12 protein-coding genes are annotated in these 24,226 nt (G+C 62.9%); 7 read left to right on the top strand and 5 right to left on the bottom strand.

The window, feature by feature from the left end:
• Positions 1-731: 731 nt before the first annotated feature.
• The 7 genes from MC381_RS13980 (at position 732) to MC381_RS13950 (ending at position 11,561) form a co-directional block, all read left to right on the top strand.
• Positions 732-1,778, top strand: a complete 1,047-nt coding sequence (locus MC381_RS13980) for a hypothetical protein (protein WP_251978358.1) — start codon at positions 732-734, stop codon at positions 1,776-1,778.
• Between the two features lie 49 nt (positions 1,779-1,827).
• On the top strand, positions 1,828-4,041 hold the full coding sequence (locus MC381_RS13975) for a rhamnan synthesis F family protein (RefSeq protein WP_251978357.1): 2,214 nt from the start codon (positions 1,828-1,830) through the stop codon (positions 4,039-4,041).
• Between the two features lie 205 nt (positions 4,042-4,246).
• Positions 4,247-5,233, top strand: coding sequence for a glycosyltransferase family protein (locus MC381_RS13970; protein WP_251978356.1), 987 nt, complete (start codon positions 4,247-4,249; stop codon positions 5,231-5,233).
• A 37-nt stretch (positions 5,234-5,270) separates the two neighbouring features.
• Positions 5,271-7,121, top strand: a complete 1,851-nt coding sequence (locus MC381_RS13965; protein WP_251978355.1) for a glycosyltransferase family 92 protein — start codon at positions 5,271-5,273, stop codon at positions 7,119-7,121.
• A 4-nt stretch (positions 7,122-7,125) separates the two neighbouring features.
• On the top strand, positions 7,126-9,471 hold the full coding sequence (locus MC381_RS13960) for a glycosyltransferase family 2 protein (RefSeq protein ID WP_251978354.1): 2,346 nt from the start codon (positions 7,126-7,128) through the stop codon (positions 9,469-9,471).
• Positions 9,472-9,560: 89 nt separating this feature from the next.
• Entirely contained in the window at positions 9,561-10,511 is a 951-nt protein-coding gene (locus MC381_RS13955; protein ID WP_251978353.1) for a glycosyltransferase family 2 protein, read from the top strand.
• Positions 10,512-10,532: 21 nt separating this feature from the next.
• Positions 10,533-11,561 (top strand): glycosyltransferase family protein, encoded by a 1,029-nt coding sequence (locus tag MC381_RS13950; protein ID WP_251978352.1) that lies wholly within the window; start codon positions 10,533-10,535, stop codon positions 11,559-11,561.
• 162 nt (positions 11,562-11,723) lie between these two features.
• On the opposite strand, the gene MC381_RS13945 is transcribed toward MC381_RS13950, so the two are convergent.
• From MC381_RS13945 to MC381_RS13925, 5 genes are read right to left on the bottom strand one after another with little or no spacing between them, the layout of a single operon-like run.
• The gene (locus MC381_RS13945; RefSeq protein WP_251978351.1) at positions 11,724-13,055 is read right to left on the bottom strand and encodes an aminotransferase class I/II-fold pyridoxal phosphate-dependent enzyme; all 1,332 of its coding nucleotides are present in this window, start codon (positions 13,053-13,055) and stop codon (positions 11,724-11,726) included.
• Positions 13,052-20,626 carry a type I polyketide synthase gene (locus MC381_RS13940; protein WP_251978350.1) on the bottom strand — a complete coding sequence of 2,525 codons (7,575 nt, stop codon included), beginning with the start codon at positions 20,624-20,626 and terminating at the stop codon, positions 13,052-13,054. Before MC381_RS13940 ends, MC381_RS13945 begins: the two co-directional genes overlap by 4 nt.
• The gene (locus MC381_RS13935) at positions 20,623-22,218 is read right to left on the bottom strand and encodes an LTA synthase family protein (protein ID WP_251978349.1); all 1,596 of its coding nucleotides are present in this window, start codon (positions 22,216-22,218) and stop codon (positions 20,623-20,625) included. The genes MC381_RS13940 and MC381_RS13935 overlap by 4 nt, the downstream gene beginning before the upstream one ends.
• Complete coding sequence (locus tag MC381_RS13930) at positions 22,215-22,997, bottom strand: SDR family NAD(P)-dependent oxidoreductase (RefSeq protein ID WP_251978348.1); 783 nt, start codon at positions 22,995-22,997, stop codon at positions 22,215-22,217. The genes MC381_RS13935 and MC381_RS13930 overlap by 4 nt, the downstream gene beginning before the upstream one ends.
• Positions 22,967-24,226, bottom strand: coding sequence for a capsule polysaccharide biogenesis protein (locus tag MC381_RS13925; protein WP_251978347.1), 1,260 nt, complete (start codon positions 24,224-24,226; stop codon positions 22,967-22,969). The genes MC381_RS13930 and MC381_RS13925 overlap by 31 nt, the downstream gene beginning before the upstream one ends.

Genomic DNA, 24,226 nt, shown 5'->3' with positions numbered 1-24,226 from the left:
GCCTGCCATATGCGATATCTGTTCTTCGCGCCGCCGGTGGCGACAGGCGGTATCTTCGAGACCTGAGTGATGCCGGGCAGGGACGCACTACCAGGGATCGGATCGCCATATCGGCTTATCGTGACATCAAGTGTCCACCGGAGCGAGATTAGGCGCCAGGTCGTTGCTCGTTATCATTCTGTTTGTTGCGTTTCTGTGTTTTCAGGGTGATGAATATCGATTAGTAAATTCATCTTCAACAAAATCTGCCTCCCGCTTAACCTAACTAAAGTCTTAACGGGGCTTGCCAATTGTCGATGCCGGACAGGTTGTCTTTTCAAGGAAACATAGTTTGCATGAAAGTGTCTTTTTTCGGCATTAAAACGTTTCGAAAAGCGTGTCGGTCTCGTCAGATTGTCACAAAAACATTTGTGCGACGTATTTTTACAAATATTTTGGATGAATGCGCTTTCTGAACCACCGGCAGTCCCGGTCGCCGGCGTTCGGGATCGAAAAGTTCGAAGACGATCAAGGCTGACATGTTCGGTGAAACACGCCGGAACGATGCCGTATCGGTCGTACCGTATTGATCGAGCTGTTTTTATCGAGCCGTATTGGCCGAATAGCCGCGTTATGAGTCGAGAAGGGTTCCCGACAGATGCGCTCCCTGTCGCCCGAGGCGTGGACGTGGGGCGAATACGAAGATGACAACAATTCCATTGACACGGCAACGAAAAGCCAGAGGCCTTCTCATGCAAGCCAAGAGCAGAGCTTTACATGAATTCGGCGCGACCTTTCTGGGTCCTGCGCTACATGTCTATGCCGAATCCATCGAAGCCGAGTCGAACGGACATCTGCCCGTTTGCCTGGCCCGCGAGGGGTGGTGTTTTCATCGTCTGCTGTCGCGCCTGCAGCGAGAATCGTCGATCGATCTCGAGAACACCCCGGTCTACCTTCGGGTTTCACGCACGCTTCTGTTTCGCGCCATGCTCGGCTCTCCGGTCATTATGCCGATGGCGCTCAGCAACGAATTTGCCGGCAGCATTCTGGATCTGATGCGCAAGCGTTTTGGCCTACAGCTCCACGAGATCTTCTCGGCGTTACCGATCGAGCTACTGCGATTCAACTGCGAGCTGCCCAAGGATCAGGCGCTGGTCTACGAGTGGTTGTCACCGCATCTCAAGGCGCTGGAGTCACTGGTTTCCCCGACCCGCAAGGCACTGATCGCCTATCTTCGCCGCTCCGGCCTGATGGACGAAGAGAAACGCCCGCTGATGCTGGACCTGGGCTACTCCGGCACGATCCAGAAAATCCTGACGCACGTTCTGGAGCGAGATACGGCGGGGCTCTATTTCATCGCGACCAAGCCAGGTGAAACCGAAGTCGGTGACCATCAAGCGCTGCTCAAAGGCGTTTTTCATGAGGGCGTCGGCTGGCGCAGTGGCTGCACCATGCTCGACCGCTCGCTGCTTTTCGAATGCCTGCTGACGGCGCCTCACGGGCAGATGGTAGATATTCGCCAGAAGAGTAGCGGCGAGTTCGAATATTTCTATGGGCGAGAGGCGGCGACACAGCGGCATTTCCAGGACCTGAAGACCGTTTTCGACGGTGCGATCGACCATGTCATTCGGTGCCGACATCACGGCGTGACCTACTCACGAACCGATGTTCAAGATCTGTACGAAGTGTTTGCGACCAAGCCTAACTGCATTCCGCATGACGTCTGGCATCTGTTCAGTGTCGACGACGATATCACTGGCAATGGCATCGTCAATCCGATGCAGATGTTCGCGATTTAAATCGAGAGACCGAGAGAGCGGGGGCCCTCACATGAAACCAGCGGGAAAAATGATATCGCTACTGCCTTGGCTGTTTCATACGCAGCTTTCCAGCCAAGCGCGCAAGAAGCGATTGGCGGCAGAAGAGTTGGTCGGGCTGGACAAGAATATTGTCCTGCCGGGTAGCGAGAACGGCGCGCCGGCGCGCCAGGAGCCGGGGCTGGAAGACAAGAGTCTGGTCACCATGACGGAAACCTTCGTGGTCGAGGAGGGCACGCCAGCCAACGATGCCGCCGTGACCTTGGACGAGCAGACACCGACCGAAGAACCCCCGGAAGCGCCGACGCCGGAAGAGCCGCCGGAGCTGCCGATCGGCAGTACCGATAAGGGCGAGGATGCCTATTCCGCGCTGATGAGTCAGGCCTTCATGGATGCGTTGAATACCCAGCTCTTCGATCCCCGCTGGTATCAGGCCACCTACGGCTCCCGCTTTGCCACACAGCGAGAGGCGTTCGATGACTATATTCGCAAGTCGCAGTTCGCGCCGGTCAATCCGTCGCCGCGCTTCGACAGCGAGACCTACCATCGCATGTACATCGATGTGTTCCACGCCCAGCAGAGCCCGCTACAGCACTACTTGCTTCACGGCCGAAGCGAAGGGCGCCAGCATGTGCCGGCCACCGTTCGCTGGTTCCCGCGGGAGATCGTGTCGCCACCGTCGACGTTGAGCGAGGCTGCCGGTGAGCTGAAGGTCGCGCTCTGCCTGCACGTCTTCTACCCGGATTTCCTGGATCGCTTTGCCAGCGCCATCTCTCGGTTCCCGGTCAAGGTGGATGTCTATCTGACACTGGCCAAGGCGGAATTCGAAGAGCATGCGCACCGGGTGTTCGACGGGCATCCGCGGGTGAACAAGCTCGAGACACGCGTGGTGCCGAATCGCGGTCGCAACTTCGGGCCGGTGTTGGTCGAGTATGGCGAGACGCTGCAGGCGTACGATCTGTTCTGCCACCTTCACTCGAAGAAGTCGCTCTACTCCGGCAAGGAGCAGACCCAGTGGGCGGAGTACCTGATCGAATATCTGCTGCGCGACGTCTCGGTCATCACTCGGCTGCTGAATGCGTTCGCCGCTGACGACACCTTGGGCCTCTATTACCCCACCACGTTCTGGCTGATGCCCTCCTGGGTCAACCATCAGACCATGAACAAGGGCTTCATGCGCGAGTGGCAGAAGAAGCTGGGACTGGGTCCGATACCGGATTTCCTGAGTTATCCCGCTGGCGGCATGTTCTGGTCGCGTCCTGGCGCGATGAAGGGCGTGCTGGATCAGACCTGGCGCTATGAGGATTTTCCGGAAGAGCCGCTACCCAACGATAACTCCATGCTTCACGCGTTGGAGCGAGTGCTCGGGCCGCTGGCCGAGAATCTCGGCTATCGCCAGCTGTTCTTCTATCCGCCGACCGGACAGTTCACGACCGACAATGGCTATATCACGGCGAGCTATCACGGTCGACTGGAACAGCACCTGGCAAGCATTCAGGCGCATGCCTGCATCAGCTTCGATGTCTTCGACACGCTGGTTCGTCGCGAGTACACCGTGCCGGACTACGCCAAGCTCAAGCTAGGCAAGTTGCTGGCGGAACAGGACTACGTCGAGTCGGCGAAATACTTCGTCAAGCTGCGCAATGATGCGGAGTCGACGCTGCGACGACGTGCCAATTTCCAGGGGGACGTGCGGATCGAAGCGATCTACGACGAGCTGGCCGTGGAACTGGATGTCGACAGCGACCTGGCGCGAAGCTGGATGGAGCAAGAGTTCGAGCTCGACCTGGAAATGATTCGGCCGAAGGACGAAATGGTGGAACTGTTCAACCACCTGGCGGCGCAGGGACATATTCTCTGGGTGATTTCCGATAGCTACTACAACCGTGAGCAAGTGGGGCTGATGCTGCGTAAAGCCGGTGTCGCGGCCGCTTATCGCCTGATGGTTTCGAGCGAGGAGCAGGCGCGCAAGGACAACGGCACGATGTGGGCCAAGGTCAAACAGGACCTGGCTAACGAAGGGGTTCAGCGCCATCTGCACATCGGTGACAACGTGGTCGCCGATGCGCAGATGCCCGGCGATATGGGGCTCACGACCTTCCATATCCTGCATCCGATGGACAAGTGGCGCGCGCTGGGATTTCCCCATGTGTTGAACGGCGCGGATGCCCTGGACGAGATGCAGATCCTCAAGTGGGGCCGTTTGATCAGCGAGGTCGGACGCAATCCCTTTATCGGAGAGTGAGGCGATCAGGCTTCACGGCTAGCGCCGTGACGTCCGGTTGTCGTGGTGCTCGCTAGTGGACAAGGGCGCACGGTGTTGAAGGGGGCTTCACGATAGCGTCGTGAGGGTCCGTTGCCTGTCTCGACCGCCTCCCTGGTCGGCGGGCGCTTCGCTACCGGTCGCCGACCGCACTCTCTTTTGGACAGTCTGTACAGGGGGCTAGCGCTTGAACGCGAACACCCGTGAACGCCAGCAGCATGGCCCCAGCTTTACCGCGCTGACCATGGTGCGAGGCGAGAGCGACATCATCTGGTCGTCGTTACTGCATCATGCGCGCTTGGGCTTTCACCGCCTGATCGTCGTCAGCTACCTGGAACACGGTTTTCTGCGCCAGTGCATCGATCGTCTGCGTGAGGCGTTTCCTGACCTGGAAGTCGACTTGGTCGAGATCGAAAGTCGCGGGCATTTCGGTCGGCGCAAAGCCTTCTATGTCAACCGGGCGCTGACGATGTTCGTCGACCCCAAGGTAGCCAACTATGTCTACTGCTTCGATGCCGACGAGTTTCTGTCACTGGGGCGCTATACCTCGGTCGGCGATTTCCTCGGGGCCTTTTTGTCACAGGAGGCATCGATGCCGAGCGGCGACATCGCGGCGGACTGCTTTCCGATGCCGTGGCTGAACCTGATCCCAAAGCGGCGGGACTTCTCGCCTCAGGATCTCAGCGGTCAGTTCCTGCAGGACGAATATCTGTGTGTCGATCGGCGCGAGAACAGCCGGCACAAGGTGCTGTTCCGCAAACGTATCAATACTCGCGTGCACATGGCGTATCACCAGACGTTTCTGGGTGAAAAGGATATTCCGGTGCAGCCCCACCCGCGGGCTCGAGATTTCGTGGAGTCGACCGGCGCCTGCGTCTATCACGTCCCGCTGCGCAGCCCGAGCCAGTTTCGTGACCGTCTGGAGGGGCCCATGCGTCGGGTGTTGGCGCAGGCTGCCAATGAGGAGTCGGGCGCGGCGTCCGAGGGCGTCACGCGGGATTTCGCCGATCAGCTGTTTGAGGCCTGTATCGCCAGCCAGCCCCGTTATACCAGTCTTGCCGAAGCCACCAACGACTTCGGTGAAGCCATTACCGATCGAAAAATTCGGGCCATCACTCGATTCATCTATCGCCGTCGAGAAGATGTTGGTCCTGTTCTGGGCGCGGCGAGATAGTCGCCGCCGCGCTCGCGTCACCTAGGAAACTACGCCGATGATCGCCCGTGTCGCTCAACCGCCGCACTATCGATTTGCCATTGCCGCCATCGTCAAGAACGAGCGCCCGTATCTTGCCGAGTGGATTACCCATCATCGCCTGATAGGCATCGAACACTTCTATATCGCCGACAATGGCAGCGATGACGGGACGGCCGAGCTGCTCGCCGATTGGCAGGCTCAGGGTTGGCTGACCACCCAGCGCTGGGTGCCGGGGGATCGAGCGCAGACATCATGGTACCGGCATGTCTTGACCCACGAGGCTCGCAACGTCGACTACCTGTTGTTTCTCGATGCTGATGAATTTCTCGTGGATGTTGACGGCGATCAGCCGCTGGCGCGACTTTTACCGTTGCTGGAGCGCCCGGAGGTGGGAGCGGTCGCGATCAACTGGCGCATCTTCGGCTCTGGTGGTCTGCGCTTCCGACAGCCGGGCGGGGTCCTGTCGCGATTCCGGCGGGCCAGTGTCAGCTCGCACAGCGTCAATTGTCACGTCAAGTCGATCGTCAAACCGCGCTGTGCGACCTCGGTCACGGCGCACACGGCCACGCTGCTTCCCGGTTTCCAGTACTTGACTGCGAACGGGCAGCAGGCGGCGTTTCTCGAGGACAAACCCGGCACCGGGCGCACCCGGACGGTCGTCGAGACGCCGTGCCGCGTCTATCACTACAACATCAAGTCCTTGGAAGAGTACGTCGATACCAAGATGCCGCGAGGCCGGGCCAATATGGCCGCCGGCCATACGCGAGACCTGACCTACTTTCGTAACCATGATCTGAATGACACCGAGGTAACGCTGTCGAGTGCCTGGCTCAAGTGCGTGGCGGATACCTCCCGGCTGCTCGAACCGGCCTCCGCGGAACCGGCGCCCACGCGCTTTTTTGTGCATATTCCCAAGACTGCAGGCACCAGCTTTCGGCTGGGGGCAAAACGCCATCTCGGCGAGTCGGGGGTCTGGCACGACTACGGCGAGAAACAGCGCGAGACCGCTGCGGATGTGGTTCGCTGGGTCTACGAGCGTCGCGACTTCTGGCGCTTGTGGCAGATGCTGGCGCAGCAGAATGTGGCGCTACTGGGTGGGCATGTCCCGCTCGAGAAATACGCCCATCTGGCGGGGCTGCGCAACTGCTTTTCTTTCGTTCGCGACCCGTTTCAACGGGTCGCATCCGACTACCACCATTTCGTCCGACATCACGGCTTTCAGGGCAGCTTCTCCGATTTCTATCGCCGTGACGACATGATCAACCGCCAGAGCCGTTTTCTCGACTCGACCTCGCTGGAAGCGATCGGCTTCGTGGGGCTCACCGAGCGCTATTCGGAGTCGCTGTCGTTGATCAACGATCTCTATGGTTGGGCGGTGCCGGGGCTGGTCGAGAACCTGGGACATACGACGGTCGACCACCGCTACGAGATCGCGCCCGAGGACGAGGCTGCGTTGCGTGAACTGAATCGCAAGGACCTGCATCTCTACGCGGCCTGTCGCGCGCTGTTCGAATCACGTCTGGCACTCTGGCGCGAGGGCAAGGCATACGTTCACGGTGGTATTCAGCAGTGCCAGCCGGATCGGGTTGTCGGTTGGGCCTGGTGGGCCACGGACGATACGCCCGTGGAGATGGAAATCTGGGTCAACGGTGAGCGTGTCGGTCAGACGTTGGCCAATGCGCTTCGACCCGGCTTTCTTCGCTGGGGCGCCCCACGCGGTAGCTATGTCGGTTTTCATCTGCCGTTGAAGTCATCCCCGGGAGATGTTGTCGATTGTCGCGTGATGGTGACCGGCCAGTCGCTCGGACCGCGCAGCGTGCGGCAGCCCGAGCGCTTACGGACATCGCTGGAACCCGAGAGGAAGTGATGCCATGCAGACCTCGTTGCAGCCGGTATCGGTAGTTCGAGCGCCGGGCGCCTGGAATGTTCTGAAACGCTCGACGCGCTTCGTCTGTCAGCCACGCCTCAAGCCGCTGGCGGGGCTCGAGCCCTGTGATCATGATGCCCAGTCCGATAACTACACCCGGCCCGCTAACTACGCCCGGCCCGATGACTATGCCTGGCGTGCCACGAGCGACGATCCCCAGTTTCACTGGCGCCGCGATCTGCCGCTACCGGGCTGGAACATGCTCGAGGTGGCCATGCGGCATGACCAGCCAAGTGTCTCGATTCGCCTCTATCTCGATACGGGAGCGGGGTTCAACGAAACGGAAAGTCTCTACCTGACGCTCAAGTCCAGCCGTATTACCAAGCGACTCTGCTTTATCCCGCATGGCCTTGTCGCGCTGCGTTTCGATCCCATGGAGCGTGCCGGGCGTTTTACCCTGACCCATCTGCGTCTGGTCTGGCTGACGCCCTGGTTCGCCCACGATCGCTTGAGCCATCGCCTTGCCAATCTGCATCACCGGTGGCTGGAAACGCCTAGATCACGCGTGCTCCCGGCACTTCGGCAACAAGCCCGGGAGCAGGGCACGAACTGGCGGGCGCTGGCGCTGAAACAGTATGACGAAACCTTTGCGCGGCTCTGCCCGGGCAAGAGCTATCGCCAGTGGTTGGAACAGCAGCCGCCCACCGATATCGACTGGATCACCCAGCGCATGGCCGCTTTTTACCGCCGGCCGCTTATTTCGATCCTGCTGCCGACCTATAACACGCGGATCGAGGATCTCGAACGCTGTATCGACTCGGTCCGCTCGCAGCACTATGAACATTGGCAGCTGTGCATCGCCGATGACGCCTCCTCCGATAGCCGGGTCCACGATTGCCTGTCGCGCTATGCCGAGCTCGATACGCGTATCGATGTGATCTTCCGTCCCGTCAACGGGCACATCTGCGCCGCCAGCAACAGTGCACTGGCGCGCGCGCGCGGGGAGTTCGTGGCGCTGCTCGATCACGATGACTGCCTGCGACCGGAGGCACTCTATCAGGTTGTCGAGACGCTGCAGCGACACCCGGATGCCGAGGTGCTCTACAGCGACGAGGACAAGATCGACGAATTCGGCGAGCGCTTCGATCCCCACTTCAAGCCGGCGTGGAACCCGGATCTGCTGCTCGGTCAGAACTATCTCTCGCACCTCGGCGTATACCGCGCCGAGCGGATGCGGGCCGTCGGCGGTTTCCGCCGCGGTTTCGAGGGCAGTCAGGATCACGATCTGGCGCTGCGTTGCACGCACGGCCTGACTGCCTCTCAGGTAATCCGGATCCCCAAGGTGCTCTATCACTGGGGGGCGGGGCGAGGGTCGACCGCCACCGCGGCCGGCGAGAAAACGTATACCAGCGAGGCAGGTCTGCGGGCCGTGGCCGATTATCTGGCCACGCACGCACTCGATGCTCAGGTCGAAGCCGGCAAGTACCCGAATACCTACCGGGTGCGCTGGCCGCTACCGGAAACGCCGCCGCTGGTCAGCCTGCTGATCCCGACCCGCGATCAGATCTCGATTCTCCGGCCCTGCGTCGAGGCACTGTTGCGGCGCACGCGCTATCCGCGCCTGGAAGTCATCATTCTCGATAACGGTTCGACTTGTGGCGAAACGCTGGCGTTCTTCGATGAGCTCACGCAGGACGCGCGGGTTCGCGTATTGGCCTGGCCGCATCCTTTCAATTACTCTGCGATCAACAACTTTGGTGTGCGTCACGCCCGGGGCGAGGTCATCGGCCTGGTCAACAACGACATCGAGCCAATCGACGAGACGTGGCTGCAGGAGATGGTGGCCCAGGCTTGTCGACCCGAAATCGGCTGCGTCGGCGCCAAGCTCTACTACCCCAATGGCACGATCCAGCACGGTGGCGTCGTGCTGGGTATCGGCGGCGTCGCGGGGCATGCGCACAAGTATTTCTCGAAGCACGACGCGGGATACTTCACGCGGCTGCATCTGGTGCAGAACTACTCGGCCGTCACCGCGGCGTGCCTGGTCGTCCGGCGCGAAATCTTCGATGCCGTGGGCGGGCTGGATGAAGAGAATCTGGCGGTCGCGTTCAACGATGTCGACTTCTGCCTGAAGGTGCGCGAGGCCGGTTACCGGAACCTATGGACGCCATACGCCGAACTCTATCACCACGAGTCGCTCTCCCGGGGCGCCGACGACACGCCGGCGAAGCGCAATCGGGCCACGCGGGAGGCCAACTATATGCGACGGCGCTGGCGTCACTGCCTGTTCGACGACCCGGCCTATCACCCCAGCCTGACCCTGACCCACGAGGATTTTTCGCTGCGCTGAGCGGATAACGACTCGTCAACGATCCGGTTTCTTTCCAGTTTCGCCTTGATGGCGATGCGGTCCACCAACAATGACAGGAAACGCCGACCATGAATATTGAGTTTACTGCCATCACGATGGTTAGAGGGGAAGAGGATGTCGCCTTTGCCTCTTTCCTGCATCAACTGCGTACCGGCTTCGATCGACTCATCGTCATCAGCCACGTCGAGCATGATTTTCTGCGGCAATGCGTGGCCTTGCTGCGAGATCGTTTCCCCGAGAAAGAGATCGTCTTCATGGAGATCGAGGACGAGCAAGGCTTTTCCAAGCGCAAGGCCGACTATATCAACGGGGCCCTCGAGGTCTATCTCAAGAAGGACTGCCACAATGTGGTCTTCGGATTCGATGCCGATGAATTTCTTACCTTCCGCAAAGGGATGACGGTGAAGGATTTCTTCGCCGCCTTTGTGAAGCGTTTCCCCGGCGAGGAGAACCTCAAACGGTTCTACTTCCGGCTGCCCTGGATCAATGTCATCTGTAAGGAGCGCATCGCCTATCAGAAGGATCTGGAAGGGCGATTGCTGGAAGCGGAGTACTGGTCGATGGGCGAGCAGGCCTCCGATACCAAGGCGCTTTTCCTGCACCGTCGGACACATCGCCTGCACATGGGTTATCACTGGCTGATGTCTCGCGACAACAACGAGGTGCTGGAGCCTGAGGAGGAAGTGACCAACCTGGCACGCGAGTGGGAAGCCTGTATCTACCACCTGCCCCTGCGCAGCGCCGAGCAGTTCTTCGACCGCATCGGCAACTATGTGGTCAGTGCGGCCAAGCAGGAGAAGCACAATCGTTTGAGCCAGTTTTTCGTCGACAATCCGCACATCAATCGCCAGCACTTCTTCGAGATGTGCATCGCTCCCGAGCCCAGCTACCCCAATTACGAAGCCTTGCGCAAGGAGATGGGGCCGGGCATCGAAGAGATGGTGCTGAGAGCGTTCACCAAACTGATGGTCAAGCCGCGCACGGACATCGGGCGGGCGTTGGCTCCTGCCTCACACTGATTCGCGACCGAGGTGCCCACCATGCGTCATCCGCCTTGGGTACTGCTGAGCGACGGCGCCTGCCCGACGGAGGATATCTATTTCCTGCGAGCGGTGGCGCCGTGGCTCCGCGATCGCGGCATCGACGTTCGGCGTCTCGATACGCGTCGCTGGCGCTCGCCATGGCTGGCACGCCCTTGGCTGATAGGGGCTTTACGAGGTGCCCATATCATTGTCTGCCGCACGCTGGCCGAGCCATGGATTGAATGGCTCGAATGTCACCGAGCGCGATTGGCCAGCGTCCGTTATTTGATCGACGACGATATCGGCGCGGCGGCGACCGACGCCAATCTGCCGATGGCCTATCGACAACGTATGCGGGCCTTTGCCGGTGGGGGGCAGCCACGCCTGCTGGCACTGGCGGACGAGGTGATTGCTTGCAGCGATCATCTCGCCCGGCTTTTCAGTCAGCACCACGCTGGCGTGACCCTGCTACCCCCGACGCTGATTGCCGAACCACCCGACCAGGCACATTTCCGTGATTCGGGTTGCCGCGCCGGTTTTCATGGCACGCGTGCGCACCTGGCCGACCTCGAGTCGATCGTGCCCGCGCTGACCGCGTTGCACGATGGCAATGCGTCGCTGACCTTCGAGATCATGCTGGGGGCGTTTGCGCCGCCACCGCTGCAGACTCGGCCTCGCGTCGAGACGCCGGGGCCGATGAGCTGGCGCGCCTTCCAGCGCTATCGCCGGCGGGCGCGGTTGCATGTCGGCTTGACGCCGTTGCGTGACACCGCTTTCAACGCGGGCAAGTCGCACATCAAGTTCCTCGATAATGCTGTCGTTGGCTGCGTCGGTCTCTACAGCGACCGTGCGCCTTATCGCGAGATCGTCAGCCACGGCGAGGATGGCCTGCTGGTGAGTGATCGACCTGGGGCGTGGCAGGAGGCCATTCAGCAGTTGATCGATGACCCCTGGTCAACGCGAGTCATGGCAAAACAGGCGGCGCGTAAAGCGCGCGAGCTCGGTGATCCGGAGCGGGCTCGCGCGTTCTGGTGGGTTCGCCGCTAGGGCAATTCAACCTTAGGCAATTCAACATCAGGGCAATTCGACGTCAGGGCGAGAGGCGGGAAATCGTCACGCGACGTGCAGGGTGGCAGTGCCGACACCAATGGCCGCGACGATCATCGAGGACGGCGGTTTCTCGTCCTTGGCCCCCCCGTGGTGATGGCCTCAGCGGGGCCGTTCCCGTGCCAGGGCGTCGACGAGAACGTCGAGCGTCCGCTCGATCTGGGCTTCGGTGTGATCGCAGGAGAAGAAGAAGCGCAGCCGTGCGCTCTTTTCCGGGACGGCAGGATAGAGGATCGGCTGCACATTGATGCCCGCCTTGAACAGCGTATCCGAGACACGGGCAGCCACCAACGAACTGCCCAGAATGATCGGTACCACGGCCATCCCGATGCTGTCACCGGTATTCAGTCCCGCTTCGCGAGCCCGGCGCAGGAAGTCGCTCGAGCGCGCCTTCAGGCGTTGCAGTCGCTCCGGCTCTTCGAACAGGATCGACAGCGCCCGCAGCGAGGGCGCCGCCACCTGTGCGGGCATCCCTACACTGTAGAGAAAACCGGGGGCCAGGTAGCGCAGGGTATCGATCAGCGGCTGGCTGCCGGCGATGTAACCGCCGCAGCCGCATAGCGATTTGCTCAGCGTTCCCATCCAGATATCGACCTGGTCCACCGCCACGTTGCAGGACTCGTGCAGACCGCGTCCGGTGCTTCCCAAGACGCCGAACGAGTGGGCTTCATCGACCATCAGCCAGGCCCGGTGACGCTGCTTGATCTCGACGAACCGAGCGAGATCGGGCGTGTCGCCATCCATGCTGTAGAGCCCTTCGATAATGATCAGTACCCGCTCGAACTGTCCGCGATGTCGGATTAACAGCTGTGTCAGCGCGTCCGGGTCGTTGTGGGCAAAGCTCATGCGGCGCGCGCCCGAAAGTTGCGCGCCGATCAGGCTGCTGTTGTGAATATACTCGTCGTGCAGGATCAGGTCGCGGGCACCGAGCAGGTAGCCGATCGTGGAGACGTTGGCAGCATGGCCGCTGACGAAGACGACCGCATCGTCGACGCCATAGGCTTCGGCCAGGCCACGCTCCAGTGCCTGATGGACGGGGCGTTCCCCGGAGACCATGCGGCTGGCGGAAACCGAACTGCCGTAGCGCTCGAGCGCATCGATCCCCGCCTGCTTGATGCGCGGGTCACCCGATAGGCCGAGATAGTTGTAGCTGGCGAAGTTGATGTATTCGCGATCGCCGATCCGGGTGGTGGCACCGGCATTGCCTTGATGCAGCTTGAAAAAGGGATCGGGAACGCCGAACTGCGCCGCGCCTTGACGAATGAGCTGTATCTGCTGATAGCCCGGCAGGGTGTCGAAACGGGTATGTCGATCCTCGACGACGGTGGCCTCTTTCTGTCCGATCGGCGCGCTAGCGCTGGCGGAGAGACGACGGCGATCGGTGGCGCGGGCGATCAGTCTTGCCTTGAGGTCGGGTTTGGCATCGGGGTTCATGCATCGGCCTCCAGGCGGCGAGCCGGCGTGTCGTGATCATCGATACCATGCCGTTGAGCCAGTGACGTAAGCGGCATGTCCGTCGATAGGGTCTCCGTGGAAGTCTCCTCGTTTTGCAGTTTGCCGACCAGGTACTGACCGAGCTTGTTCAGGGTGGCGTTATCGCTCAGGATCATCACGGGAATCTGGATCCCCAGCTTTGACTCCAGCGCCGTGACCAGCTCGACGCCCATCAGCGAGTCGAAACCCATATCGTAGACGGGTCGATGCAGATCGATGCGCTCTTCTTCCAGCATCAGGATCCGTGAGAGTTCTCGCCGAAGCAGCGCCACGATGCGCGCCTGCATGGCGTCGGCATCCAGCCCAGCCAGCTGCTGGCGGAAATCCTTCTCGCCGTCGTGCGTTTCCTTCCCGCGCGCCAGACGAGCCAGTTCCCGATAGCGTCCGCTGGCCGCGGTCGGTAAAAAGCGCGATAGCGCGTGCCACGCCAGTTCCATGACGCCGACCGTGGCGGCACCGTGCGTGATGGCCTGCTCGAGGACTTGCAGCGCCTCGGCGGCATCGAGCGTGCTGCCACCCAGACGCTGCATCAGCGCCTCGCGAATCTGGGGGTGCCTGGCCAGGAAGCCGACGTCGCCGATGGCACCCCAGCGCAGACAGGTGGCGGGCAAGCCGTTGGCGCGACGCGCGGCGACCAGCCCCTCCAGCCAGTGATTGGCGGCGACATAGCTAGCCTGCCCGGGATTACCGAACTGGGTCGTGACCGAAGAGTAGAGCACGAAGAAATCCAGCGATTGCCCGCGGGTAAGCGCATCCAGATGACGGGCGCCCTCGATCTTGGCTGCCAGCGCCTGCGACAGGCGTTCGGCATCGAGATTGCGGACGAGCGTGTCGTCGATCGCGGTCGCGGCATGTATGACCCCTTTCAACGGCGCGTTGGCGCTGTCACAGGTAGCCAGCGCATCGGCCAGCGCTATCTTGTCACTGACGTCGCAGGCGAGCGCGCGGACCTCGATGCCCTGCGCGCGCAGCTCGGCAACGGCGCTGATAGACTCCTCGTGGGCCGGGCCGCGGCGGCTCAGTAGCAGCAGATGTCGGGCGCCGTGTTGCGTCAGCCAGCGGGCGGTTGCCAGCCCGAAGCCGCCCAGTCCTCCAGTGATCAGGTAGCTGGCGTCGGGGTCGAGTGCGAGCGTACGCGGATCTCGTCGCGGCGTGTCTTCCACCGGCGGTTGGGCATAGGTCACCACTACCTTGCCGATCTGGCGCGCCTGCTGCATATAGCGAAATGCCTCGATGATGCGCTGGTTGTCGAAGGCGATATACGGCAGCGGCGTCAACGTGCCGTCGGCGAACAGGGCCATCATTTCCCGGAACAGTTGACGAGTGAGATCGGGGCGCTCACGCATCAACTGGTCCGAATCGACGCCGAAGTAGCTCAGATTATTGCGATAGGGACGCAGGCCGATGGCGGTGTTCTCATAGAAATCGCGTTTGCCGAGCTCGATGAAGCGGCCGAAGGGCTTGAGCGCGCGAAGGTTCTGGTTGATCGCCTCGCCGGCCAGCGAGTTGAGCACCACGTCGACGCCGCCGTTCGGTCCGGTGTCGTGCAGTATTTCCTCGGCGAAGGTCAGGCTGCGGGAGTCGTAGAGGCTATCCACGCCCATCAGACGCAGAAAGTCGCGCTTGTCGTCGTTGCCGGCGGTCGCGAAGATCTCCGCGCCGAGCCAGCGACCGACCTGTACAGCCGCCAGACCGACACCACCGGCGGCACCGTGGATCAGCAGGCGCTCTCCCGGCGCCAGGCGGGCGAGGTGCTTGAGTGCGTAGTAAACGGTGAAGAAGGTCGTGGGCAGCGTGGCGGCGGCAGCGAAGTCGATGCCGTCCGGAATCGGCGCCACGGCATCGGTGTCGGCGACCAGATAGTCGCTGAAACTGGCGGGGCCGAAGCCGACAACGCGGTCGCCGGCCCGGTAGGTGTCGCTGTCACCGGCGTCCACGACACGACCGGCAAACTCGAGTCCCAGCGTCGCACCGGCAAAACCGTGCTCGATCGCCTCGTCGGACAGCAGGCCGAGTGCGTACATGACATCGCGGAAGTTGAGCCCGGTCGCCGCGACCTGAATCTTGATCTTGCCCGGCCCCATCGGCGGCAGCGTTCGACGCTGCCAGCGCAGATGACGCAACTGACCGGGCAGATCGAAACCGAGACTCAGGGCTTCGTTCTCGCCGCGCGGCGGCATGGTTACCTCCGGTGCGGCCGTTGTCACGAGACGGGGCGCCCAGCGACCTCCCTCGGCATCGATCACCAGCTCTTGCTCGGCGTCCGGGTGCAGCAGGGTGTCGACGAGCGCTTCCACGACCTGCTGGGTCGCCTCGACGCCAGTCGAGGCGAGCCGCTCCTTGGGCATGGCGGGGAGTGGCAGGTCAATCAGCGTAATACGTCGTTCGCCGGCCTCGTTCTGCAGGACGCGACCGAAGCCCCAGAGCGCGCTGTCTTCGCAAGGCGTGGCGGGTGCGCTTCCGGCGGCGGCCAGCCGCGAGGCGGCGGGGATCTCCTCGAGCTGCCGGGCGACGCCTCGCGTGATCACATGCAGCGCGGTGCGTGAGTGGTCTGCCTCCAGTTGCTGCAGCCAATGCATGACGTGCCGACATCGCTCGCCGGCACTGCCGTGAGCGAGTCCGCGCAGGTCGACCACGTGATCAGCGGTCACTTTCATCGATAGACTGGGGGCGTCCCGATCGTCCTGCGAGCTGAGTCGCACCCGTGCACCGCGTTGCGTGAGCGCTGCGTTCAGCTGTCTGGCCAGCGCCGCTTCGTGGCGGCCGAAGACCAGCAGCCAGTCTTCAATGTCGGCCGACTCCCCGATACTCGCCTGGTCAGGTTCTACCGTGGCGGGCATCGCGTGCTGGGTGTCTCTATCGGCCATGACATCGCACGCGGCCGCCTGAGGAGGCCGGACGAGGAGGACCTGGATACCGCCGTCGTCGTCAAGGTCGATGTGCCGCGTGTCACGATAGCCGAACGCAGTCAGCAGTTGTTCCACCTGCGGCAGGCTACAGGGCAGTTCTGTCGCCGGTTGGGTGATCGAAAGCAGATGCTGCCAGCTGCTTGGCGCAAGTCCGACGATCATGAGCGTGGCATCCTCGGCAAGGCGCGGTGCGAGGCGTTCGAGTGTCTGGGCGACGGTAGCCTGCGGCGCATCCAGCGCGAGCAGCACGAACTGCGCGTCTTCCTGAGCATCCCCTGTCTCCGCCGCCAGCGATAGGCTTTCGCGAGCGGGGTAGCGCTCGGTGAGGGACTCGCCAGCACCGATGGCGGCGTCACCCAGTGCCACGAAGCGATAGCGGGCACGATCATCGGGCCAGTCGTGAGGGAGTCGAGAGCCGAACTGGGGACGCCACGCTGACAGCTCCAGAATGTCCACGCGCTGACTGGCCGGCAGAAGCGCCAACAGGTCGCGACACTGGCCCAGGAGCGTGTCGGCGAGCGATTGCCAGCCGGGTTCGCCGATAGCATCGTGAATCAGCCCGGCATGCTGTTCGGCCGAGAGCCTGGGCAAGGCGAAATCCGTGTCGGTTCGCATCAGTGCCGCCAGATGCAGCGTCTGTCGGCCGATACGATGGATGAGGCCGGCATGCTCGGGGTAGTCGCGAATCAGCAGATTCCAGATGGTGCGCGCCTCGACCCCCTCGCTGTCGGCGTGCAGGCGCCAGCCGGCGTCCGCCTCCTCGACGACAAGTCCGCCATGGTGCGCTAGCGTCAACAGCCGACGACGCTGTTGGCGTCGTTCACTGGATCCGGTCTCCAGCCAGCCAAGCGGCAGAATGCCGTGTTCGTTGACCAGCGGTGTCAAGGCTTCGCTCAGCGCCGTCATGATCAGGCTATCGATCAGGGGGTCGACTTCGCGGCCATAGCGACAGCCGGTAGCCTGGCGAAAGTGCTGTTGCCAGGCATCGGCCAACGCGTCACCGAGCGTATCGTCCAGCGGCAGCGGCGAGCGATGAAGCGCTGCGGGCACCAGACGGTGGCGCAGATAGCTCAACCGCTGCCGCGGCGGCTGGCGTAGTCGGGCGGCGCGGAAGCGTGCCCCCTGGACCACCGCGATAGCATTGCCGGCGGCATCGAAGAGTGCGACGTCGGCGCAGAGGGAATGGGGCGCCTCGCCGGTCAGTTGCAGGCGAACGATGGCGGGCGGGGTGCCGGTCGCTCGCCACTGCACGCGCTCCAGGCGAACGGGCACGAACGCGATTTCCGTGCTGATGACGCGGCGCCCCGCGGCGAGCAGAGGGATGAAAAGCTGGAAGGCGCTATCGAGGATGCCCGGCGCGAGCAGGCAGTCGGCTTGCGATGTCGTCAGCGCTTCGGTGAGTTCAATACGGCCTATGGCAGCATTGCCATCGATCCAGCCGCTACCGATGGCCTGAAAGGCCGGACCATAGTTCAACCCCAGCGCGTCGGCGGCGGCAAGGTGACGGTCTCGCGTGAAGTCGGGGGTTCTCGATGGCAGCGCCGGGCTGTGTGTGGTGAGCAGCAGGCCGCGCGACTGTTCGAGAGCGCGGGCCGTGGCATGGTGCGTCCAGTCTCCCTCACCGTCGCTGTCGCGGGCGATCATGTCGATGTCACCGCTGACGTCATCGATGGTGAGCCGAAGTCGCTTGCCGTGCGTGCCGTCGAGCAGCAGCGGGGCACGGATTTCGAGGGATTCGAGATCGACCAGTGGCGCCTCGCGCCAGGCGGTCACGGCCGCCAGGGCCAATTCCACGAAGCCGGCGCCAGGGAAGACGACGCCATCACCGACCCGATGATCGCGCAGCCAGGGGAGTCGATGGATGTCGAGTTGGCTCTCCCAGGTCAGTCGTTGCTGGGCCAGCGGGTAGCCCAGCAAGGGATGGGCATAGTGTCTCGACATCAGCCCCTGGGATGTGGGTGTGGGGCAATACCAGTGGCTCTCGCGCTGCCAGGGATAGCTTGGCAGGCTGATGAAGCCGGCGGTCACGGGGAACCAGCGCGATAGCGGGAGGGCCACGCCACTGAGCAGTACGCCAGACAGGGCCCGTGTCAGACTCGCCAGGTCGGCGCTGTCCCGGGACATGGTCGACAGCACCAGCCCTTCCCGGGCGTGGCTTTGCAGAACGTCCTTGATGTAACGGCCCAGGATCGGATGCGCACCGATCTCGACGAAGACGTTGGCCGAATCGGATAGGGCGTCGATCGCCGGCGCGAAACTGACCGGTTGGCGGATGTTCTGCCACCAGTACTCTGCGCCGAGATGGCGTCCTTCCAACAGATCGCCGGTGACGGTCGAATAGAAGGGAATTGTGCTGGGTTGCGGCTGGAGCGAGGCGAGCTCGCGCAGCACGCCCTCACGAATCGGCTCCATCGCTGCGCTATGGAACGCATAGTCCAGAGGCAGGCGTCGGGAAGCGAGGCGCTGGTCGGCCAGCGCGGTCTCGAGCGCTTCCAGGTCATCGGTTGGCCCCGCAAGCGTGACGCCACGCGGGCTATTGATTCCCGCCAGAGCAATGCGCGAGAACCGGGGTTGATCCAGCCATCGCTGAATGGTCTCGACGCCTGCTCCGACCGCGGTCATGCCTCCGGCGCCGCGGGTATAGCCCTGATGGCGACTGCGCCAGTAGATGACCTTGATCGCATCCCCCAGGGTGAGCGCGCCACTGGCCCAGGCAGCCGCGACTTCGCCCACGCTGTGGCCGACCACGGCCGTGGGCATGACGCCCTGCTCCCGTAACAGGCGCGTAAGGCCGACCTGTATCGCGAAGAGGGTCGGTTGGGCGATCTCGGTCAGTGACAGGCGCGCCTCGTCATCGCTTTCGAGGCACTCGCGCAGGGAGTGTCGGGCGAGGGGCGAGAACAGCCGGTCGACTTCATCGATGGCTGCCGAGAAGAGGCTGGAGGTCTTGAGCAGCGCTCGTCCCATGCCCAGCCACTGGCAGCCGTTGCCGCTATACACGAAGACCGGACCGCTCGGTGCGTCGAGACGCTCGCCCAGCGTCATGGCGTCGTCACCACGACCCAAGGCGAGCAAGTGATTGATCGCTTCCGGCAGCGCGGTGGCAAAACAGAGAGCGCCGTAGCGATGGTGGTCGCGCTTATGAAACAGCGCGTGGGCGACGTCATAGAGCGAGTGGGGCGTCGCGGCGAGGCTGTCAGCGAGGCGTGTGGCCATCGCACGCAAGGCCTGGGGGCTGCGTGCCGACACGCGAATCGGCAGCGGCTGGGGAAGTGCCACGACCGGGGCGACCTCGGTAGGGGTCGCGTCGGATAGCGGGCTCTGCAGGATGACGTGCGCGTTGGCGCCACCGAAACCGAACGAGTTGATGCCGACGGTGATGCGCCCCGGTCCCTCGAGCGCACGCGAACGTGTGACCACTTCGACATTGAGGCCAGCGAAATCGATACGCGGGTTGAGGGTATCGATACCGATGGTCGGCGGAATCTCTCGATGACGAATGATCGCGATGGCCTTGGCCAGTCCGGCCACACCGGAGGCTGTCTCGAGATGACCCACGTTGCTCTTCACCGAGCCGATGGGCAGCGGTCGGCGGCGTTTTCGGCCTAGCGCCGTTCCGATGGCGTGGGTCTCGATCGGATCGCCAACCGCGGTGCCGGTACCGTGGGCCTCGAGGTAGTCCAGGTCATCGGCGGAGAGCCCGGCGCGGGCCAGCGTCCGCGACATCAGCGCGACCTGGGATTGTCCGGTCGGGACGGTGAGCGCGTGCTTATGACCATCGGTATTGACTCCGCTGGCGGCGACCACGGCCAGTACGCGGTCACCGTCGGCCAGTGCCTTGTCGTAGGACTTGAGCAGAAAAATGCCGCCACCCTCGGAGCGCACGTAGCCGTCACCGGAGGCATCGAATACGCGGCAGCGACCGCGGGGCGAGAGCATGGTGGCCTTCGAGAAGGCGATGAAGCCATAAGGATGGAGGTGGAGGCTGATCCCGCCGGCGAGGGCGGCATCGACCTCGCCGCTGCGGATTGCCTGACACGCCTGATGGAAAGCGACCATCGACGAGGAGCAGGCGGTATCCATCGACATGCTGGGCCCGCGCAGATCGAAGGCATACGAGATTCGATTCGCGGCCAGGCTGGAGGCGTTGCCGGTGGCCGTCGAGGAGCTGACGGCGGCCATGTCGTCCGACATGCGATAGGAGTAGTCGAGGCTGGCGATGCCCATGTACACCCCGCACTGGCTGCCGCGCAGCGACTCGGGGGGAATGCCGGCATCTTCCATCGCTTCCCAGGTCAATTCCAGCAGCATTCGCTGCTGGGGGTCCATCTGCGCCGCTTCCCGCGGGGAAATACCGAAAAATGAGGCATCGAAACCGTCGATGCGGCCGAGACTGCCAGCAGCGAAGGTATAGCTGGTTCCCGGGTGATGCTTGTCCGGATGGAGGTAGGCCTCCTGGCTCCACCGGTCTGCCGCGACTTGCGTGACGAGATCACGGCCTTCCCGTAGCGCCTCCCAGAACGCCTCGGCGCGCAAACCACCTTCGCCGTCGGTTGTGGGAAAACGGAATGCGGTGCCGATGATGGCGACGGCGGTTGTCATGAGGCGCCCTCCTGAGGGGTCGAAATGGCAGGGCGAGTCGTGCTCGGTGTCGAAGTCGTCGCGGCGACGGCATCGATGCGGGTCAACAGGTGATGCAACAGGGTCTGGCCCAGCTGGTCTGCTCGCTGCGGCCGGATCGATGGCTGATCGTCCGGGCGACGATGAGTGGACCAGATCACATAGTCCGTCGCGCCGTCCGGAGCACCCAGTTGGGCATAGACATCGGGCAGGATCGGCACGTGATCGCCGTACCAGCAGAGCATGCCGGGACGGGCGGTGCGGCCCAGCGCGCGTTTCAGCGAGCCAATCATGCGATCGGCATTGCGCAGGTGGCGCAGGTAGACGGAGAGATCGTTGAACTTGCCGCCGGGCCTTGCGTGATACCAGTGATGCGAGGCGTTGGCGGCGGGTTCCAGGTGCAGAGGTCCGTGGTTCTCCATGGTGATCACGAACAGGAATAGCGGGCGTGACGTGTCGGTCTCCAGACGGCGCGCGACGCGGCTGGCCACGGCGTGATCACCGATATACTGGCCTTCGCGGTCCATGGGGTCGAAGTCGCGAATGTCGATGAATTCGTCGAACCCCATGCGGGGAAAGACCTGATGACGGGCATAGAAACGGGAAGGATACGGATGGATGCAGATGGTCCGATAGCCCCGCGCCGAGAGGCTGGCCGCCAGATTGGGCACCTCGCGATGGCGCAGCTGGCGATAGGGATTGAAACGATGCACGCCGAGTTCCGCCGGTGTCAGGCCGGTGAGAAAGCCGGTTTCGGTCCGGACCGTGTTGGCGCCCCAGGCCGGCACATCCAGAATGCCATGCAGCGAAGCCTCGCGCTTGAGCTCATCGAAGTGGCGTAGCACCGACGGATGGATATTGGGATACCAGCGCCGGGGATCGAAGAACGATTCGCTCTGAACGACGACGAGGTTGGGTCGCTGGTCCTGCGCGTGCGCGGCATCCGTCAGGGGCGCAGGCCAGCGGGTGGTCGGTGCCTCGAGCGGCTGACGCATCATCAGACCGTAGGCCCACAGGTAACTCACGAAGCCCAGCCGGCGAAGATCCCGCGCGGGTTCCAGTCGACAGGCGGGCAGTCTCGACAGGCCCTGCCATAGCGTCAGCGCGCCAGCGAGGGCGAGCATGGCGATCAGGCCCAGCCCTTCGGCGGTCGAGTGGGTGGTGAACAGGGACGCTTCCCAGCGAAAGCCGGCAATGATCGCCAGCACCGCGGCAGCGGTTGCGGCAATGGCGAGGCCGATGCCAAAAAAAGGGAGATAGAGTCGCGGATGCCGCAGGGCGTCGCTGAAGTATTCGAAATCCATGAAGGTAAAGGGCTCGCGCAGTGAGCGAACCTTGGCATTGTTGGACTGTATCAGGAGCGCGTAGAGCGCAAGGGTGATGGCGAGCGCGAACAGGGGGCGCTGTACCAGCGCCAGCCAGAGGCTGTAATGCAGCAGATGCGTGCCGACTTCGACCGCGGCCGTTGCCCTGGGGCGGCGCCATGTCGGTCGCGGTCTAGGGCTCAGACGCGTATCAAGCGCCCCGGGGATAATGGCCGCGAGACTCGCAGCGAGGACGATGTCGAGGGTCATGTCCGGGGCTCTCCGTAGTCGAACCATTGCAGCAGTCGCTGGGATAGCGGCGCAGGCAGCACGGCCAGCCACCAGCAGCCAAAATTCAGTGGGAACGGGAAGCTGATCCGTGCGCGATTCTTCGCCAGGCCGCGGCGGATGCATTTGGCGGCACGTGTCGCTCTCCAGACGAAGGGCTTGGGCCCCGGCATGGCATCGCACATCGGGGAGCTGACATACCCGGGCATGATGACCGAGACCCCGACCCCATAAGGGGCCAGCCAGCCTCGCAGGCCTTCGGCATAGGCTTTCAGGCCGGCCTTGCTGGCGCTGTAGCTGGGCGTTACCGGTAGGCCATGGAAGGCGGCGAGAGAGCTCATGAGCACCAGCTGCCCCGAGCCTCGAGCGAGCATGCGTGTCGCCAGGTAGTTGCACATGGCCAGAGGGACGCGCAGGTTGATCTCCAGCAACTGCGAAACCTTTTGCCAGGGCTCGCCGTTGCCCTCTCGGCCGATAGCGACGTTCATGCCGGCATTGGCGATGACCAGATCCGGCGCTTCCGGCCAGCAGAGGGCCTCGAGCCACGCGTGCAGTGTCTGGTCGTCCTGCAGGTCGATGCGGCTGGTCGTGACCTCGGCACCACGCTGGCGGCAGCGCTCGGCAACTGCCTCCAGGCGGGCGCTGTCGCGTCCATGCAGATAGAGTTGGCAAGCGGGCGCGGCATAGTTTTCGGCCAGAGCCTGGCCGATGGCGCCGGTCGCGCCGGTGATCACGATGCGACGGGGAGACGCGAAGCGCATAGCAGTTGCTCAAGCGGTGAAATGGGGCTGGTCAGCTGTGGCACGGCATTGATCACCGCCAAGTCGATACCCTGGCGACTGTAGAATCCGCCATTGATCTGAGCGGCGTGAATGACGACGCGGGCATAGTCATTGAAAAGGGAGGGGCGTGGGCCAATCGGATGCTGCCAGAAGTCGTCCAGCGATCCGGGCGCGGTCAGCCCTGGCATATGGTAAAGCGGTTGGCCCAGTGCGAGTGTCGGGCAGCCCTGTTCCAGCGCGACATGTCCGGCGGTGCTGTTGACGGTGACCATGCCGGAGGCGTGTTGGATCAGGGCATCGAGATCGCCGGACTCCAGATAGACCAGTCGGCCCTGCAGCGACAGCTCTCGTGCCAGCTCGCGAATATGGCGAGCATGGCCCGACAGCCCCATATCCAGCGGATGATTCTTGATCACCAGCCGAGTTCGCTGCGGGGCGAAGGCGGCGAACGAGGTGACCGCATGCGTGAGAAAGTCGCGCATGTTCGGGAACGGTGAGTGGAAACGAATCTGTGCATCGCCGTCGAGCTGCAGCGGTAGCAGATAGAAGGGCCGGTTTTTGTTCAGCAGGTCGCAACAGCGCCGGTTGTCGCGTAAGCGCTGCACGTGCAAGGCGCTGAAGCGCTTGACGTAGCCGGCGTACTCCCTGGCGATCGGCAGGGCCGCGTGGCGACGATAGTGACGGAAAAGCAGCGGATTGGCGATGCCCGCCAGATGGTAGGCGACATCGTGTGCGGCACGACTGGCGAAGGCATTAGAAAATGCGCGAGGCGGCAGGGCACGGGGAATCATTGCGCCGACTTCTCGGTACCAGTCAGGATCCCGGGGCAGCAGTGAATGGCGATTGACGCCCTCGCGCTCTAGCGTGATCCAGTACGGGCGGAAATAGCCCTCCTCGAAGACGTGATTGCGAATGCCGAAACGCCGCGCGGCGCGAATCACGTCGCGGTGCACTGGCCGACAGTCACCGAAGACGATCTGGTCGGTAATGCCGTGACGGCGCCACAGATCGGCGACGAAGTCGCCGAGCATGGGAAGCGGATCGCGGAACGCATGCGCCTGATCCTGGCGCCAGTACCACTGATCGCCGGCATTGAAGTTGACCTTGATCACTTTGTGGCCATCATCGATCAGGCGCTGCGCTAGCTGATTGAAGAACGGCGAGCAGACGCCCTGAAGAAAGAGGAAGGCACGTTTGGCGATCAGCAT

The organism is Salinicola avicenniae, assembly GCF_023736115.1.
GTDB classification, from domain to species: domain Bacteria; phylum Pseudomonadota; class Gammaproteobacteria; order Pseudomonadales; family Halomonadaceae; genus Salinicola; species Salinicola avicenniae.
Note: the sequence above shows the minus strand (reverse complement) of the source record. Positions and strands in the feature narration are given on the sequence as shown.